This window comes from Cytobacillus praedii (assembly GCF_001439605.1).
Taxonomy (GTDB): Bacteria; Bacillota; Bacilli; order Bacillales; family Cytobacillaceae; genus Cytobacillus; species Cytobacillus praedii.
Map to the genome: position 1 here is coordinate 84,535 of NZ_LMBX01000014.1, position 17,569 is coordinate 102,103.

The window sequence follows — 17,569 nt, forward strand, 5'->3', positions numbered from 1 at the left end:
ATTATTTTATTATCCAGAGGTGAAAAGCATGAGTACACAGAATAAATTAAATCCTATTGAAGCTGCAATTCATTTTATCAGCAAACACTTTTCTGATTGCCATGGCGCATTATTAGCTGGGAGTGTAGTTCGTGGAGAAGCAACAGAAACATCGGACCTTGATATTATCATATTCGATAATACTATTAATTCGTCTTATAGGGAGTCGTTGATAGACCAAGGATGGGCGATAGAGGTTTTTGTACATAACCTAACCACATATAAATATTTTTTTGAAAGTGATAGGAAAAGAGCCAGACCCTCTTTACCCAGGATGGTTTTTGAAGGAATGATCCTAAAAGATGAGGGAATAGTAGATTCTATAAAAACAGAAGCGAAGAACTTATTAGATAATGGACCAGAAAAATGGTCAGATGAAACAATGACGACAAAGCGTTATTTTATAACGGATGCATTGGATGATTTTATTGGCTGTTCGAATCGGGCGGAGGAACTTTTTATTGCAAATACACTTGCAGAATTGACTTGTGAGTTTATTTTAAGAACAAATAAACAATGGATTGGTACTTCAAAATGGCTCGTACGTTCATTAAGAAATTATGATGAAGTGTTCGCAAAAAAATTTGTAGAAACATTTGATACTTATTATAAAAGCGGAGAAAAAAGTCAAGTTATTCAATTAGTTGATTCTATTTTGCAGCCTTTTGGCGGAAGGCTATTTGATGGGTTTTCATTGGGGAAAAGAGAATGACTAATTTTAATAAAAAGTATATGTTAGTTTAAAGTTATAGTCTTACTATAAAGATTGTTCCTAAATCAATGATGAATAAGGAGGTTAACTAGTGAAAACAATCGTATTTACCGGTGGCGGGTCGGCTGGTCATGTAACACCAAACATGGCCATAATCAAGGAATTGAATAAGGATTGGGACATCCATTATATCGGTTCAAAAAAAGGGATAGAAAAAGAGTTAATACAACGAATAAGTATTCCTTACTATGAAATTCACAGCGGCAAGTTAAGAAGATATGCAGATAAAGAAAACTTGATTGATATTTTTAAGGTTATTAAGGGGTGCATTGAAGCAAGATCCCTCTTAAAAAAACTAAAACCAGACTTAGTTTTTTCTAAAGGCGGATTCGTTTCTGTACCTGTCATTTTAGCTGCAAAAAGTCTAAGAATACCTATTTATATTCATGAAAGTGACATGTCTCCTGGATTGGCTAATAAAATCTCTCAAAGATTTGCGACAAAAATATTTACCTCTTTTGATGAGACAAAGAGATATTTTCCTGAGCATAAAACCTTCGTCATCGGATCTCCGGTTAGAAAAGAATTGTTCAACGGGACGGCTGATAAAGGAAGGCAATTTCTTGGTTTCAGCAGTCGTCTACCGATATTAACGATTATGGGCGGAAGCTTAGGAGCAAAAAAAATAAATGAGGCAGTCCGAGCATCTATTGATAGGCTAACAGCTAATTATCAAATCGTCCATATATGCGGAAGGGATCACATAGATGAGACTCTTATAATGAATACTAGATATAGACAATTTGAATATGTTCATGATGAACTGCCAGATATATTAGCTGCAACAGATTTAGTCATTACAAGGGGTGGCTCAAATGCCATATTTGAATTTTTAGCGTTGCATATCCCTATGATAATTATCCCTCTAGGCTTGCATCAAAGTAGGGGAGATCAAATATTAAATGCTAAAGCATTCGAGGAGAAAGGCTACTCTATTACTATAGAAGAAGAATATTTAAATCAAAAATCATTAATCAAAACTTTAGATTCCTTAAACAAAAATAAAAGTATATATGATAAAAATATGAAAGATTCCATACAAAGGGATGCTTTGAAAACTCTTGTAAATGAAATCAATTATTTTACTTCAAGTACTAATAGATTGTGAGAAAACTAAAATTTGCAGTGTACAAAAATTACCTTTACATTTATAACGTTAGGGTATAGAATCTCTATATACCTAAAAAAACTAGGTAGGTGATTATTGTGTTTAATCGTGAATTGGTTAAAGGGAGTACATCGCTCTTGCTTCTGCAATTATTAGAGGAGAGGGACATGTATGGCTATGAACTTGTAAAAGAACTAGAGAAACGAAGCGAAAATGAATTTTCTGTTAAAGAAGGAACGCTTTATCCTGCACTTCATAAACTTGAAAAACAAGAATATATTGAATGTTATTGGCAGGAACAGAAGAAGGGGCCAGCAAGGAAGTATTATCGTATAACCGAAGCTGGCAAGGAAATGCTGCTCGAAAAAACCCGTGAATGGAACGAATTTGTATCAGTAATGAACAAGCTGATTGGGAGAAAAAAATATGGAACGGCTAAAGAATGAATTTTTAGCAGAGTTAGCACAAAGCCTTATTTCTCATCCAGATAAAGAATCAATTTTGAATGATTATGATGCACATCTGGATGAGCTTTTAGTTACGCTTTATACACTTGAAGACGAATCAGAGATTCGCGATCAAGTGTATTCAAGATTTGGAACACCCAAAGAGATAGCTGACATGTGGAAAGAAGAGCTTTCCGTGACTCCTAGTAAAATGAAGTGGCTGTTCGTAGCAGTAAATATATGTTTGTTTGTGGGAGGTGCAATTCTTACTATCGCGCATAATCTCCTTGATTGGGGATGGCTTACGAAAGTATGGAATCAATTGACATCATTTCCTATCGTAATTGCACTAATATACTCATTTTTTTGGGCGCTGCTAGGCTATGAAATTGGCAGAGGATTTGGACATAAAGGAAGAAAGCTAATGAAAGGAACCTTTTTAATCGCTTTACTTCCCAATATATTATTAATGATATTAACGGTTTTTAAAATCATCCCACATGAATGGTTTAGTCCTTTGCTGACAGAATCCTTTATCGGTATTTGTATCATTTTCACGATTCTTTTATACCCCATTTGCCTTATAAGTTACCGTTGGGGGAAAAAAGCTTCTGTGTAGGCTTTTTTTTATTCATATACATAGAAATTCTATATATATAGAAAAACTATATTCGTTTGGAGGTTTTAAACATGGAATTGAAAATAGAAAAGAGGGACTGGCTGTTTTTTCTTTTATGCTTAATTGCGGGGGTAATTGCAGAAGAAGCTTTTTTTAGAGATGAAATAGGCATTTCCTATTTTATATTCATTGCCGTTTTCTACACAATATTCTACTGGCGGTTTCGTTCATTTTCATTTTCGCATCAGCGAGTGGGATACCTTATCTTAATTTCAATTTGGCTTTTAGCTGCAGGCTACTACATGAATGATACAATTCTTTTTTATGCTTTAAATATACTTGTTATTCCATCACTTGTTATCTTTCATCTAGCCTTAATAACTTCTCCTAAAAAAATGGAATGGAATAAGCTGTTTTTCATTCTTTATACTACTTTAAAGCTTGCACATGGAGTACGCTATGCTGGCATATTCATTAGGCATATTGCAAAAAAGATAAACCGTGGCAACAATTCTAAACATAATAATGTTTTGAAAAAAGTTCTTATTGGTGTAGCTATAGCGGTTCCTTTTCTTTTTGTTGTTCTTAATCTGCTAATGTCTGCTGATGCACAATTTGAGAGGCTTTTAAGTAACATACCTAATTTATTTAACTTTCAGACAGAATATTTCTTTCGTATTATTATCATTCTAATTTACACATTGGGATTTTTTGGGTTCATGCAAGTTCTTTTACAAAAAAAGGTACAGATTGTGCAGAAGGAAGATACTTATAAGCTTCCTCAAATGGATGGAGTCGTAACCTTGACTGTTCTATTACTGTTAGATTTAGTGTATCTCTTATTTGTTGTCGTTCAATTTAAATATTTCTTTAGCGGAACACTTGGTGATGGGTTCACCTATGCAGAGTATGCCCGTAGAGGTTTTTTTGAATTGTTATTTGTTACGCTAATAAACCTGACCGTTACAATGGGAGTAATTAATTTTACAAAGAGTGTTCTAGGAAAATTGAAGACAACGATTCGTTTTGCCTTATCGCTGTTAGTTTTATCAAGCGGTGTTCTCCTGATATCAGCTTTTATGAGGATGTCGATGTATGAGGATGCCTATGGGTTCACCTTTACAAGAGTTCTTGTAACTTCATTCATGATTTTTCTTATGGTCATCTTTGCATACACACTATTGAAAATTTGGCTAGATAGGCTATCATTGTTTCATTTTTATTTCATTACATCCCTAATCTACTTCGCCGGAATGAATGTCATCAATTTTGATCAAATAGTAGTTGACCGTAATATCGAGCGTTACGAGACAACAGGGAAAATTGATATCCACTATTTAAATAGCTTCTCATCAACTGGAATTCTTGGATTGATTGAACTATATGAAAAGAATCCTGATGTACCAGGATTAGAAGCATTATTAAAACAGCGGAAAGAAGAAAGAGAGTATTTAAATCCTGATACATGGCAATCACATAACTTAATGAGAGATAAGGCTTATAAAAGACTAGGGAAATTGGAACTAAACTAATCACTAACATGGATGAAATGAAGTGTTTGCAATGGGGAATATCGTGTTAAATAAACGATTAGCAATTGTCTCGATACCTCTGATCGCTGTTCATTTTACTATTCTATCTTTTTGGATTTTTGATTGGCAAAATCCACCTACAGATTTAGGTCTAATTAGTTGGGGTGGTCCTATTCTATTAGGAATGATCATTTATTTTGTCTATTTGAACTGAACTGTACCAAAAAAAATGAAGGGTTCCTTATTATAATTTTATTTGGTTCAACTTTAATGACGATCATTTTATGTGTTCTTACAATAATGATTGAATGGATTTCAAACTCAATGCCTTAGATCGTGGAGTTTGTCAGTCCTAAAATATATTTAGGTTAATGATTTTTATAAATGGAATGACCATTCTATTTAGGTGCTTGTTGGCTGTCATAGCACGTGCGATATGTATCCAGAGCTTGAAGCTTTTAAAAGGGAATTATAAGACAGCAATTCCGATCACCCGTGTATTGTTTCAAGCTCCTAAATTTTTAGTTATATTGACATGAGCAAGGCTATCTTGGAATTATCTACATAAGCTTCAAAGTATAACTGTACATTCATAACAAGTATCCTGAATTATACCATTCGTAATTCACAAAATGTAAGCAATGCAGGATTTGTTCTTCTCAGTGTGGTGATTCCTTTTCTTATTGCACCTGTTGCCTTTTAACGAATTCTTCAAGAATTAAAATAACATCGTAATTAAATTTGAAGATGAATTAGTCGTCTAATCCGAATGTTAAAAGTGTAAAAGGTTATTTTTGATATGATGATTATTTCTCCTGCTGATTAAAGAAATAACATGAGCTATACTTTCTACCCCTGGTTTAATCTGACTCTCCTTCACTTGAGAGATGCTTAATCGAAGGAGATTATCCATTTTATATTCTGGCAAATACATTCTGGAGGCATCATCAACAAAAATACGCTGCTCGTTTAACAAATGAACTACCTGTTTTGCTAAAATATTTTCGGGCAAACGGATGGATAGATAGAAACCTGAAGTCGGTTTAGAAAATTGTGTATCTTCTGGAAGTAATAATACACAGGCTTCTTTGAGGATTTGCATTTTACTACGGTAAACCTTTTTAATTTTTTTGAGATGGCTAGTAAACATCCCACTTTTCAAATAGATTTCAAGCGTACCTTGAGAAATTGCTGAACTATTAAAATCCGCACTGAATTTATATCGTAAAAAATTCCTAATCATTAATGTTGGGAGAATGACAGCAGCAACCCTTAACCCTGGGAGAAAAACTTTCGAAAAGCTTTTTACATAAATCACTCTTCCAGAAGGATCAAAAGAAAATAAGGGATCTGATTTTCCATTTGGATCAAGGTCTCCTAAAAAATCATCTTCCACTATATAAACATAATATCTTTCAGCTAATTCAACAATTTTTTTCTTTTCCTTATTGGTATAACAATGTCCAAGTGGGTTGTGAAATCTCGGAATAATATAGAAAAATTTTATATCATTGTTTCGAAAAATGTATTCCAATCGATCAAAATCAATCCCTTCTTCCGATAATTCAATACCAAAAGCAGTAGCTTGTTGCAGATTGATAGTCTCGATGAAACCAAAATAAGTAGGCTGCTCAATGAGAATATTGTTTTTTCCATTTGGAAACGGCATAGAAGCTAATAAATTAAGAGCTTGCTGTGATCCAGAAACCACCACTACTCTTTCGGGCTGGGTGAATACTTGCAAATTTTGCAGATATTTCACTATCTGTACTCGTAATGAGTAAAGCCCTTGTTGATCAGAATATGTAAAAAGCTCTTCTTTATATATATCAATTGCTTGATTCATACAATGTTGAAAATCAATATAAGGTATGCATATGTAGCATGGTATAGTGGAATGGCAATGGGAGGAATTGCAAAAGTTAGTCAAATTCAATACCTACAGCCATTTTTAATGATTTTATTTGCAGCAGTTTTTCTCGATGAAACGGTCACATTCTTCACGATTGTAATTGCAATGATTGTTGTTTTTTCTGTTATTATAGGCAAAAATACATCCGTGGTAAAAAAGGGTCTATCTGGGAAGAGTTAATTGCTCATAACATTCAAGGTCATCTTTGTTAAGCTGATTGATTTGAACGCACATATTAAATTCATTAAATAGTGCGTTCTCACAATTCGCAGCCTTTCATTTGAAAATTCTTTAATTAATCAAAAATTAAACAGTAATAATAACTTTTCCTAGTGCATGACCTTCAGCAAAATACCTGAATGCTTCTTGTACTTCGCTTATTTTATACCGTCTATCAATTACTGGTTTTATTTTTTCATCCTCAAGCAGTTCTTTCAAGTTGATTAGATCTTTTTGGTTTGCTCTTTGCAGCAGGTTACTCATTTCTTTTTTACCTGTCATTGAAATAAAAGGGCCAAAAATTAAAGTTTGAAATAATTGTTCTTCAGATCTCCATACGTAAACAAATCTTCCATTTGGTTTTAATGCTGGTTATACGCTGAAAGGGGATGAAACCCATTCACCCCAAGAATTAAATCTTAATACTCTTTTTTTAGAGTGAAATCCTCCTTTGTATAGTCAATAACATGATCTGCACCTATTGCTTTTAATATTTCTATATTCCTAGTACTGCAAACTCCTGTTACATCAGCCCACATTGTCTTAGCCAATTGGACAGCGAATGTACCAACACCACCAGATGCCCCGTGAATTAATACCTTTTGTCCTGTTTTGAGCTTACCTTTGTCCCTTAATCCTTGTAAGGCAGTAACTCCAGCCATTGGCGAAGCAGCTGCTTCCTCAAAGGGGATATTGTGCGGTTTAAGGGCTAATGCATGTTCGGGAACAGCTACGTATTCGGCTAAACCGCCCCACCCGCAAATAGATAAATCACCAAACACTTCGTCACCAGTGTGAAACTGCTTAACATCTTTTCCTACTTCTTCAATCTGTCCGGCAATGTCACCTCCAGGCATGGGGTATTTAGGCTTTGTTAGTCCGAAGGCAAATCGAGCTAGAAACGGTTGACCTTTTAAAAGAACTAGGTTACCAAAGTTTAACGAAGAAGCATGAATTTTTATCAATACTTGATTATCTAGTGGTACCGGTTTTCCTACTTCTTTTAATTCGAGTATGTCAGGTGAGCCGTATTTGTAACTAACGACTGCTTTCATAAATCCCCCTCCAAATTTCCCACTAAATTTTTAGAGATTTAAACGATGAAAGACCTGTATCAAAAGTCTAATAAGGGAAATATATGATTTATTTTCACCTTAAGAACGTGTGGATATAGAATGAATAGATTTTAATATTCGAATAGATTGATTTTTGTTATCAATCTTATTGATAACTGAAGTTAGTTGAAGAGTGTTTATATTATCGTGAAAAAATTTTTAGGTTTGGAAATGTGAGAAGGAATTAAAAATGAAATTTATTGATCCATCCACATTATCAGGGGGGATACCGCCACATTCTTTTGAATGGTATAAGCAACTTCGCAATCTTCAAGGCATTTCAAATATACTTGGAATTCTTTAATACAACAGCCTAAAGGGGAATCAATTTTTGATAAAGAAGCAGCCAAAATGATAATCAATAAGAAGGTATTAGATGTTGGCTGCGGACACAGCGATTTCACACTTAAATGCAGTTTGCTGGCAAAAGAGATTGTGGGCTTTGATGTTACAGAAAATTTCATAAAAATTGGATTAGAGAATAAACGGGCCAACCTCTGCATATCCCCACCTTAAAAAAGTCATCAAAAATGGCGGGAAGATTCTCGGTCTTCATCCTGGGGATGAATGGGGGAAAGAATTGCCTCTTCTTTTTCCTAATCTCACTAATGCCCAAAAGGAACTCGGATTTTAGACACAATTAAGCACAGACTTAAAAGAAAGTAGTTATACATGTCATCATAGTGAAATAATAAAAAGTTTGGAATTTATCAGTTCTCCAATAGATGATTTAAAATTACACTGTTTTGGTCAACATCCTCCCATTTATGAAATATTAAAGGAAAGGAACTTATCTGAATTAGCTAAGGTTTTCAATCAGAATGGGACAGCAGATGGATTGCCCATAACGTTTCCCAGTTTTCTAGTTCGTGCAATTGTTTAATTATTTTTAACTGTAATATAATCAACTCATTTTATTAAGCAAGTCATAGCCCTATATAATTTTATTTGCTTTTGCATAGGTATGGGTGTTTAAACCCTGATATTCCATTCTGCTAGACTACTATCAAATAGTGAGGGAAGTTAGTGCTGATCTTTCATCCAATCCGAATGAAAGGTCAGCACTAAGGGCGACTGGAACCTGAAGTTAGATAATTACAAGGTAGTAACTAATCCTTACCATCTAAAGTGTGAACACTAGCACAATACTATAAAGCTACCTTCGTACAGGAAAAAATTATTTCAGAAAAAATCTTCCTAATCTGCAACTTTTTGTTATCCTGAAACGTGGATATGCTGAAAGGGGGCACAGCTTTGGATTTAGATGAGGCATATGAGGTATATGTAAAGGATCTATACCGCTATTTGTTATCCCTTTCAAAGGATCACTATACAGCAGAAGACCTAGTACAAGAGGCGTTCTACCGTGCATATATCCATTTAGGAGATAATGAAATTAATAATATTAAGGCATGGCTTTTTAAAGTAGCCTATCATGCATTTATTGATTCTTCCAGAAAGAATAATCGTTTAATTATCAGTGACAAAATCGAAGGTTTGAACAAGAATCAAATCAATCATGAAAAAAATCCAGAAAATCGGATATTAGAGAAGGAGAGTTTTCAAGTGCTGATAGAAGATATCCATTCTTTAAAAGAAACGGAAACACACGTGATTCTATTATGCGATTTACATCAGTTATCCCTAAAAGAATCTGCAGAAATATTAGAAATAAACCTAAATACTTTAAAAAGCCATCTTGTACGCGGTCGAAAAAAATTAATTGAAAGGGTTAAAGAGAGGAGGAGGCAAGATGAAAGAGAATAATCATGAGGACAAAGAAATTTATCAATCCTATATTAATCATTCCATTCAAGATTTTGAAAATAGTCAGACCATTAATGTAAAGAATCAAAGATTCATAATAAAAAAAGGAAAATACATGGCATTAATCACTACGATTATGATAAGTCTTGCGATACTGCTATTAATCATTCCTGTCATGACACTTAGTTCTTACCTATACTATGCGATCGGAGGAAAGGCAAATCATTTAATTGATATTGCCACAAAAACCGTCTATGTAACCGAGCCAAACATCAGTTTAGAGGAGATGGAATTGGAGGAACATATTAAATTCTTCTCTATGGACATTCAATTTGATATCTTCAAAAGAATTGGGAAAGAAGATTATAAAGCAGGAGAGTATTTCATTAACTATGCATTTGACAAACCTGCATTTCCAGAAAGGGAGATTCTTTTGGATCGACCTTTGCCAAAGATATCTAGTATGGAATCTTATCGTATGTTTCATCCGGATGCCGTAAAACCTCCTGGACTTGAAGTTGAATGGGATCTATTAAAAAAACTGCCTGATGGGACAGTTGGTGAAGTTTATATTTCACTAACTAAATTAATGAAAGCAGGAGAATTAGAAAAACAACTTGGCAAAAATGTAGAGGTTCGGTGGGTCGCAGTTGATACTGGACTTGAAAAGAAGCAAACAGATAAAGACGGCTATCCAGTCGCTCCAATCGGGTATCCTTTACAAATTGATCATACCACTTGGTCACCCTTTAATGGACGCGATCAAACAAATGAAGATGTTTTTATGGATATCCTTGAATTTCTGAGAAAAGATGAGGAGAATGCAGCAAAAATAGCAAGTGCAAAGACCCTTGCATTAGAAGAAAGAGTCCCCTATTTAAAGAAAAATGGGATTCATGTATACGGGGCTGTTGTGACAGGACCAATCCCAGAATTAAGAAAACTTCAAGAAAATGAAGCCATTCGAACAATGAAGGTAGGGGAAGTTAAACTATGGAATTGGAAGTAAAAAGCAAAAAAAAGCTGTATCAAAGAAAAAGCATTCCCACTGTCACAGGTCTTCTTTCCTTTATTATAGCAATTATTGCACTTTCGGGATTAAATATAGCATTAATTATGGATTATGATGAGTTCCCAGATTTTTTTCTAATTAAACTGCCTTTAGCTGGTTTGATTTTAGGGGCGATTGGGCTTTTTACGCAAAACAGGTCGAGATTGTTTTCAATCTGGGGAATTTTCTTATGCCTCTTCATATTTATTTTTACATTTATGATGTTTGGACTGGCATGGAGCATTAACCCAAAACCATAATAAAAAGGCTGGTGAATTTTATTTAGCAGTTCAGTTATTGTGGAGAAACAGGAGTAATAACATTCCAATTCTAAGACCAAATCGCATTGGGATTTGGTCTTTTACATTTGTTGATTTATCCCTGCAGAAAGATTGGGTTTAACCGATAAGGTCTTTAACTACGTTAAACTGTATAGTATAGATAAAAGGGCTTTGGGAGGAGGTTCTTGAATGAAGAAAGTTACTATAATTTCACTTTCAATTTGTTTTTTATTTGTCATAGGAATTGTCATTAATAGTAGTTTTCTAAAAATAGAAAAAGATATGATCAAATATGAGGGGCGTATTTATTCTAATATTTCGCAACTTGATTGGTTTGAAAAAGAAAAAAACAAGTACCAAAAAGGGGAAAGAATTGGTGAAATTAAAAGAATTTCCAAGTCTTATCTTTCTCTACGGAATTTTTCTGCATCTTAATTACCAAAAGGAACTGTTTTGTATAGTACCGTTAATACAAAAGAAGGAATAAAACCAATCATCATATTAGCTGAAACAGAAAATGATGGGATTTTATATTATAGATGGCTACCAAAAGAGTAATCAATTTCGGCTTTATAATTGAGGAACAAAAAATTAAACGAAGAAAAACGCTGGGATTAATTTTTCCAAGTGTTTTTCTTCGTTTTAAATTAGTTGCTAATTATTATTAATGAAAACTTTACTGTTTAATATGAAAATTGTCCACATTATCTGAACTTCTTATGAATATTACCAGCCATTATAATTATACTTTTACCTTCTTATCCGTAACCTCTAATACATCTAAAAGGAATACAAACACAGGAATTCCAACAATAAGTCCCCAAACTCCAAAGAAATGTTCACCGAAGATTAGCACGATAAATGTGTAAAATACAGGTAAATCAGTCTTAGCAGACATTAATTTTGGATTAAGAATGTAAGCCTCAATTGCATGAATAATCATGATTACAATAAGGATATAGATTACTTGAATGAAACCACCAAGTGTATAAGCAATTGTACAAAGCGGGATTAGTGAAATAATAACCCCTGCAACAGGGATTAACCCTAGTAAAAAGATTAGAATCGATAATCCCATTAATTGAGGGAAGTCCATAATCCATAATGCTAATGTAGTTAAACCGCAATTTACAATGGCAATAATAAATTGTGCTTCAATAACTTTACCAAACGTCAGGACAAATTTTTTGGCAAAAAACTCAATCTCATTGTAAAAAGGAGCAATTTTACTATTTTTAAATTTTGAAGTAAATTCGATTAATCTTGGCTTTTCTAATAAGAAGAATAAACTTAGAATCAGAGAAAGCATGACCTGAATGGCGATATTACTTACGCCGCTGAAGTACTTAAGAAGGAATGTAAATCCCTGCTCCAAATATTTCGAGATTTGGTTCGTTTCTATAAAACTCATGACATAATTGATGATGATATTGTCATGCTGCTGTGTATAGAAAACGGTAATCTGTGTGACTAGTTGGGAGATTTCAGCAACAATGATCGGCAAGTATTTGCTAATTCCAATCGTTAACAGCCCGATGATAGCCAAATATACAATGAGCACAGTTACTTTTCGATTCAATTTAACCTTTCTAGTAATCAGGTTAACTAATCGATTAAGTAAAAAAGAAAAAATAAATGTGATTAGAATTAAATTAATCATGCTTCTAAGCAAGTATAGAACGAATAATAAAATTCCGAAAATAATAAATCTTTTGAACGCACTTTTTTGTAATAAAGTTTGAATCGTCTCCATTAAAGTCAAATTCCTCCAATATGTCGTAGCAGATGGCTACACTTCTTACTTCTATTTTAGTCTATTTTTAAAGATAAGCATAATGATTTCATCAAAAAACAGATACTTTTTCACATTCACTTCAAGTATATTCCATGATTTAATTAAAATGATGAAACCTTCCTAAATTTGGAACGTAACAGTATAATATTTACATATTTTCTAAAGGAGATATAGAATGGGGAAAATAAAAGAATTAATTAGTTGGAAATTTTTATTATTTATAGCGATATCAATTATTCTTACAAATGTACCAATCATTGGGAACTATTTTCGTGTGGTTAATACGGTCATTCATGAATCAGGTCATGCAATCATTGCTCTTTTTGGAGGGAAGGTACACGAAATCTCCCTGTTTATGAATACAGAAGGCGTAACATATACTAGTCATTCTTCTTGGTTTGGCGGTTTTTTTACTGGGGGAGCAGGTTATGTTTTTTCTTCCTTTATGGCTTTCCTTTCCTTTTGGTTTATTAGCAGAAGGCAGTACAAGCCGTTAATCGTCATCCTTTTATTATTGATTGGATTAAATCTAATCTTTTGGGTTAGGAATTTCTACGGCATTTTTTGGCTTATTACATTTGGCGCAGCATTTATCTTTTTATTATTTAAGAGCACAGCCGCTATCGTCGAACATTTCTTATTGATGATTGCAAGCATTCTCTTAGTTGAATCTATTTCGTCATCATTTACTATATTTTTGCTAAGTTTTACACAGCCGCATGCAGCTGGGGATGCAACAGGACTTGCACAGGCAACACATATTATACCTGCGCAGTTTTGGGGAATAGTCTTCATATGCCAAGCCATAGCATTTGCAATAGCTGGATTTAAGGTTGGGGGCTATCGAATAAATAAATAGTTTCTTGCGTTTAGACATGGATGTATCAAGTGATACATCCTATTTTTTTATGCTTAAAAGGAAAATTAGCCAGTTTCGTTCTTTATTATGCAAAATTTTCTATAAAAATCTGCCTGTTCGTATTGGAATATGGTATTATTACGTTTGAATGTTTGTTATATGTTTTTTCGATTTTTTTCGATGAATTCAAACATACACTAAATGATTGAAGGAGATAAAAATGACAGATCATACAATAATTCGTTTTGAACAAGTAACGAAGCAATATGATAATGACCCACCAGTCTTGAACGATGTAAGCTTTGAAATTGAAAGAGGGAAATTCTATACACTTTTAGGACCGTCTGGCTGTGGGAAAACAACAATTTTGAGATTGATAGCTGGATTTATTGAGCCGTCCAATGGAAAAATTTTCATTAATGGAAAAATTGTTAACGACGTACCTGCAAATAAACGGCAAGTGAATACAGTTTTTCAGGACTATGCATTGTTTCCACATTTAAATGTATATGAAAACGTGGCTTTCGGATTAAGAATAAAGAAGCTAAAAAACAATGAGATTGATAGAAAAGTAAAAGAAGCATTAAGATTTGTCAACCTTGAAGGATATGAGAAAAGAGAAATTAAAGAAATGTCAGGCGGACAGCGTCAGCGTGTAGCTATCGCACGTGCGATTGTTAATGAACCAGAAGTTATTCTTTTGGATGAACCATTATCGGCTCTTGACCTGAAATTGCGTACAGAAATGCAATATGAACTACGTGAATTGCAGCGAAGACTTGGAATTACTTTTATTTTCGTTACACATGACCAAGAAGAGGCACTTGCCATGTCTGATGAAATCTTTGTCCTTAATAATGGCAATATTGAACAAAGTGGAACGCCAACAGATATTTATGATGAACCTATTAACCGATTTGTTGCAGACTTTATCGGAGAATCAAATATTGTTCCAGGCGTTATGTTAAAAGATTTTTCTGTACAATTTGCTGGAAAAACGTTTGAATGTGTTGATGGTGGTTTTGATCCAAATGAGGCAGTCGAAATTGTTATTCGACCGGAGGATTTAGAAATTACGATGCCAGAAAATGGGAAGCTTCGTGTGCATGTTGATTCTCAATTATTCCGTGGGGTCCACTATGAAATTAGCTGTAATGACCAGGATGGCAATGAATGGCTTGTCCATTCAACAAGGAAGGCAATCGTTGGTGAGGAAATTGGCCTCACGTTTGATCCCGAGGCCATTCATGTTATGAGACATGGGGAGACGGAAGAGGAATTCGACAAACGACTAGAAGCATATGAAGAGGGAAGCTATGAAAAGTAAATCACGGAATTTTTACCTCATTCCATATGTTATTTGGATCGCCCTTTTTGTCGTTATGCCGATTCTCTTGGTTCTTTATTACTCATTTTTCGACATTGATGGACAATTTACGCTTGATAATTATAAAAAGTTTTTTACACCGGTTTATTTGAAAATGACGTTTAGTTCTTTTTGGTATGCCTTTTTAATTACATTGTTCACATTACTTGTAGCGTATCCAATTGCTTACTTGCTTACAAAAACAAAGCATAAGCAGCTTTTATTATTATTAATTATCCTTCCTTCTTGGATCAATTTATTGCTAAAAGCTTACGCATTCATTGGTATATTCGGAACATACGGAGCTGCAAATAGCTTCCTTGAAGTAATTGGGATTGGGACGAAGCAAATCCTTTTCACAGATTTTAGCTTTATCTTTGTTTCTGTTTATATTTTCTTGCCATTTATGATTTTGCCTATTTTTAACGCGTTGGATGAATTGAATCCTTCACTAGTTGATGCATCCAATGACCTTGGTGCTTCAAAATGGACAACTTTTTTGCGGGTCATTTTCCCGCTGACAATTGATGGAGTAAAATCTGGGTGTCAAATTGTCTTCATTCCAGCCCTGTCACTGTTCATGCTTACAAGATTAATAGCTGGAAATCGAGTAATTACACTTGGTACTGCCATTGAACAGCATTTCTTAGTTACTCAAGACTGGGGGATGGGGGCAACGATCGCCGTCTTCTTAATCATTGCTATGGTACTAATTATGATTCTCACTGGGAAGAGAAAGCGGGGGATCTTATGAAAAAATTATCTAAACTATCAACAGTTTATTTAGTCATTATGTTTTTCATTCTGTATGCCCCGATATTATATTTAATGTTTTATTCTTTTAATAGTGGGGGAACGATGTATCATTTTGAAGGATTTACACTTGATTGGTACAAGGAGTTATTTGGCGATTCAAGACTGTTGATCATCGTTCTAAATACAGCTATTATAGCTCTGCTTTCAGCTGCAATTTCAACAATACTTGGGGTTGCAGGTGCATTAGCTATCTATTATGCAAGAAGAAGAAGAGTGAAAAACACATTGCTTTCACTGAATAATGTTTTAATTGTCAGTCCAGATGTTATTATTGGTGCATCCTTTTTAATTTTATTTACGATGGTTGGTATTAAGCTAGGATTTATCTCCGTATTACTAGCTCATATTGCTTTTAGTGTGCCAATCGTTGTTATTATGGTACTGCCAAAAATTGAAGAAATGAACACATCAATGATTTATGCGGCTCTTGATCTAGGTGCTAGCCGCTGGGATGTGTTGACAAAAGTCGTGCTTCCTTATATTACACCAGGGATTTTCGCAGGTTTTTTCATGGCATTAACATATTCATTAGATGATTTTGCCGTTACCTTTTTTGTAACCGGGAATGGCTTTACTACCTTATCAGTAGAAATTTATTCACTTGCCAGAAGAGGCGTTTCATTAAATATTAATGCTCTTTCTACACTTTTATTTATTTTCACTATGCTCCTAGTAGTCGGTTATTACTTCATCACTAAACGTAATAACAAGCCAGGCAGAATGGGGGTTAGATAATGAAAGAGCTGATTCGTGCATTATTAGCCGTATTAATTGTTTCGTTTATTTTAATATTTATTGTTTTTAGGCTTAACTCATCTCAGGGATATACGAGCGGAAATACGCTTACTATTTTTAACTGGGGCGATTATATCGATGAAGACCTAATTAAACAATTTGAAGAGGAAACTGGAATAAAGGTCATTTATGAGACGTTTGATTCTAATGAGGCCATGCTGACGAAAATCGAGCAGGGAGGGACTGCCTATGATATTGCCGTCCCTTCTGAGTACATCATTGATAAAATGATTCAAGAGGATCTGCTTCTTCCAATCGATCATTCTAAGCTCCCTAATTTTCAATATCTTGATTCCCGTTTCTTAGATTTGCCATTTGATCACGGGAACAAATATTCGATTCCTTATTTTTGGGGAACAGTTGGCATTTTATACAACACGAAAATACTTGGAGATCGTGAACTAACTAGCTGGAATGACCTTTGGGATCCGGCATTTAAGAATCAAATTTTGCTGGTTGATAGTGCACGTGAAGTGTTAGGTATGTCATTAAATAGCTTAGGCTATTCATTAAATGATAAAAACAAAGATCATCTTCAAGAAGCAAAAGAAAAGATAGATGCATTAACACCTAATATAAAGGCGATTGTTGGGGACGAAAACCGTTTATTATTACAAAATGAAGAAGCAGCGATCGGACTTGTCTGGTCTGGGACTGCTCAAGAAATTATGTGGGAAAATGAGAATGTCGAATACGTAATCCCAGAAGAAGGATCAAACTTATGGTTTGATAATATGGTCATCCCAAAAACTGCAAAAAATGTCGAGGCTGCACATGCATTTATTAATTTTATGCTAGATCCAGAAGTAGCAGCTCAGAACACAGACTATGTCGGCTATTCAACACCAAATAAAGAAGCATTAAAATTCATGGATGAAGAAGTAGTAAGTGACGAACGATTTTATCCAGATGAAGAAATGACTTCAAAGCTCGAGGTATATGAAAACCTAGGAAAAAGGATGCTCGCTCATTACAATGATCTTTTTCTTGAATTTAAAATGCATACAAAATAATTGTGAAACTGACTGGCCATTAGCTGGTCAGTTTTTTTATATCAGCACTTATCATATTCTTAAA

The 17,569-nt window shown here is 34.1% G+C and carries 17 protein-coding genes and 3 pseudogenes; 16 read left to right on the top strand and 4 right to left on the bottom strand.

The window, feature by feature from the left end; all coding sequences use genetic code 11:
• Nucleotides 1–28: 28 nt before the first annotated feature.
• From ASU02_RS15480 to ASU02_RS27000, 6 genes are all read left to right on the top strand, one after another.
• The gene (locus tag ASU02_RS15480; RefSeq protein ID WP_057765193.1) at nt 29–751 is read left to right on the top strand and encodes a nucleotidyltransferase domain-containing protein; all 723 of its coding nucleotides are present in this window, start codon (nt 29–31) and stop codon (nt 749–751) included.
• Nucleotides 752–842: 91 nt separating this feature from the next.
• Nucleotides 843–1,919 (top strand): undecaprenyldiphospho-muramoylpentapeptide beta-N-acetylglucosaminyltransferase, encoded by a 1,077-nt coding sequence (locus ASU02_RS15485; RefSeq protein WP_057765195.1) that lies wholly within the window; start codon nt 843–845, stop codon nt 1,917–1,919.
• Between the two features lie 98 nt (nt 1,920–2,017).
• Nucleotides 2,018–2,365: a PadR family transcriptional regulator gene (locus ASU02_RS15490; protein WP_057765197.1), complete on the top strand. Its 348-nt coding sequence runs from the start codon at nt 2,018–2,020 to the stop codon at nt 2,363–2,365.
• Nucleotides 2,346–2,984 carry an HAAS signaling domain-containing protein gene (locus ASU02_RS15495; protein ID WP_057765199.1) on the top strand — a complete coding sequence of 213 codons (639 nt, stop codon included), beginning with the start codon at nt 2,346–2,348 and terminating at the stop codon, nt 2,982–2,984. Before ASU02_RS15490 ends, ASU02_RS15495 begins: the two co-directional genes overlap by 20 nt.
• Nucleotides 2,985–3,055: 71 nt before the next feature.
• Nucleotides 3,056–4,516 carry a DUF4153 domain-containing protein gene (locus tag ASU02_RS15500; RefSeq protein WP_057765201.1) on the top strand — a complete coding sequence of 487 codons (1,461 nt, stop codon included), beginning with the start codon at nt 3,056–3,058 and terminating at the stop codon, nt 4,514–4,516.
• A 22-nt stretch (nt 4,517–4,538) separates the two neighbouring features.
• The gene (locus ASU02_RS27000; protein ID WP_057765203.1) at nt 4,539–4,730 is read left to right on the top strand and encodes a hypothetical protein; all 192 of its coding nucleotides are present in this window, start codon (nt 4,539–4,541) and stop codon (nt 4,728–4,730) included.
• Between the two features lie 558 nt (nt 4,731–5,288).
• Here ASU02_RS27000 and ASU02_RS15510 read toward each other — a convergent pair.
• A pseudogene (locus ASU02_RS15510) lies at nt 5,289–6,389 on the bottom strand (aminotransferase-like domain-containing protein); the annotation flags it as partial.
• On the opposite strand from ASU02_RS15510, the pseudogene ASU02_RS15515 reads away from it, so the two are divergent.
• Nucleotides 6,390–6,608: pseudogene (locus tag ASU02_RS15515) on the top strand (EamA family transporter); the annotation flags it as partial.
• 126 nt (nt 6,609–6,734) lie between these two features.
• On the opposite strand, the pseudogene ASU02_RS27305 reads toward ASU02_RS15515, so the two are convergent.
• Together ASU02_RS27305 and ASU02_RS15520 are read right to left on the bottom strand one after the other, a co-directional pair.
• A pseudogene (locus ASU02_RS27305) lies at nt 6,735–6,953 on the bottom strand (zinc-binding dehydrogenase); the annotation flags it as partial.
• Nucleotides 6,954–7,066: 113 nt separating this feature from the next.
• Nucleotides 7,067–7,702 (bottom strand): NAD(P)-dependent alcohol dehydrogenase, encoded by a 636-nt coding sequence (locus ASU02_RS15520; protein ID WP_332307643.1) that lies wholly within the window; start codon nt 7,700–7,702, stop codon nt 7,067–7,069.
• A gap of 1,314 nt (nt 7,703–9,016) precedes the next feature.
• On the opposite strand from ASU02_RS15520, the gene ASU02_RS15530 reads away from it, so the two are divergent.
• From ASU02_RS15530 to ASU02_RS15545, 4 genes are all read left to right on the top strand, one after another.
• Nucleotides 9,017–9,529: a sigma-70 family RNA polymerase sigma factor gene (locus ASU02_RS15530; protein WP_057765209.1), complete on the top strand. Its 513-nt coding sequence runs from the start codon at nt 9,017–9,019 to the stop codon at nt 9,527–9,529.
• Nucleotides 9,516–10,538, top strand: coding sequence for an anti-sigma factor (locus ASU02_RS15535; protein ID WP_057765211.1), 1,023 nt, complete (start codon nt 9,516–9,518; stop codon nt 10,536–10,538). The genes ASU02_RS15530 and ASU02_RS15535 overlap by 14 nt, the downstream gene beginning before the upstream one ends.
• Nucleotides 10,523–10,840: a hypothetical protein gene (locus tag ASU02_RS15540; RefSeq protein ID WP_057765213.1), complete on the top strand. Its 318-nt coding sequence runs from the start codon at nt 10,523–10,525 to the stop codon at nt 10,838–10,840. The genes ASU02_RS15535 and ASU02_RS15540 overlap by 16 nt, the downstream gene beginning before the upstream one ends.
• Before the next feature lie 210 nt (nt 10,841–11,050).
• On the top strand, nt 11,051–11,296 hold the full coding sequence (locus tag ASU02_RS15545; RefSeq protein ID WP_057765216.1) for a hypothetical protein: 246 nt from the start codon (nt 11,051–11,053) through the stop codon (nt 11,294–11,296).
• A gap of 307 nt (nt 11,297–11,603) precedes the next feature.
• Here ASU02_RS15545 and ASU02_RS15550 read toward each other — a convergent pair whose 3' ends face one another.
• On the bottom strand, nt 11,604–12,614 hold the full coding sequence (locus ASU02_RS15550) for an AI-2E family transporter (RefSeq protein ID WP_057765218.1): 1,011 nt from the start codon (nt 12,612–12,614) through the stop codon (nt 11,604–11,606).
• A 217-nt stretch (nt 12,615–12,831) separates the two neighbouring features.
• Between ASU02_RS15550 and ASU02_RS15555 the strand changes: the two genes are divergently transcribed.
• The 5 genes from ASU02_RS15555 to ASU02_RS15575 all read left to right on the top strand — a co-directional run bounded on the left by ASU02_RS15555 (nt 12,832) and on the right by ASU02_RS15575 (nt 17,505).
• Entirely contained in the window at nt 12,832–13,515 is a 684-nt protein-coding gene (locus tag ASU02_RS15555) for a M50 family metallopeptidase (RefSeq protein WP_057765220.1), read from the top strand.
• 220 nt (nt 13,516–13,735) lie between these two features.
• Nucleotides 13,736–14,842: an ABC transporter ATP-binding protein gene (locus ASU02_RS15560; RefSeq protein ID WP_057765222.1), complete on the top strand. Its 1,107-nt coding sequence runs from the start codon at nt 13,736–13,738 to the stop codon at nt 14,840–14,842.
• A complete protein-coding gene (locus tag ASU02_RS15565; RefSeq protein WP_057765224.1) occupies nt 14,832–15,635 on the top strand; it encodes an ABC transporter permease in 804 nt (267 codons plus the stop codon). The genes ASU02_RS15560 and ASU02_RS15565 overlap by 11 nt, the downstream gene beginning before the upstream one ends.
• A complete protein-coding gene (locus ASU02_RS15570; protein ID WP_057765227.1) occupies nt 15,632–16,432 on the top strand; it encodes an ABC transporter permease in 801 nt (266 codons plus the stop codon). The genes ASU02_RS15565 and ASU02_RS15570 overlap by 4 nt, the downstream gene beginning before the upstream one ends.
• Nucleotides 16,432–17,505: an ABC transporter substrate-binding protein gene (locus ASU02_RS15575; protein ID WP_057765229.1), complete on the top strand. Its 1,074-nt coding sequence runs from the start codon at nt 16,432–16,434 to the stop codon at nt 17,503–17,505. The genes ASU02_RS15570 and ASU02_RS15575 overlap by 1 nt, the downstream gene beginning before the upstream one ends.
• Nucleotides 17,506–17,569 lie beyond the last annotated feature (64 nt).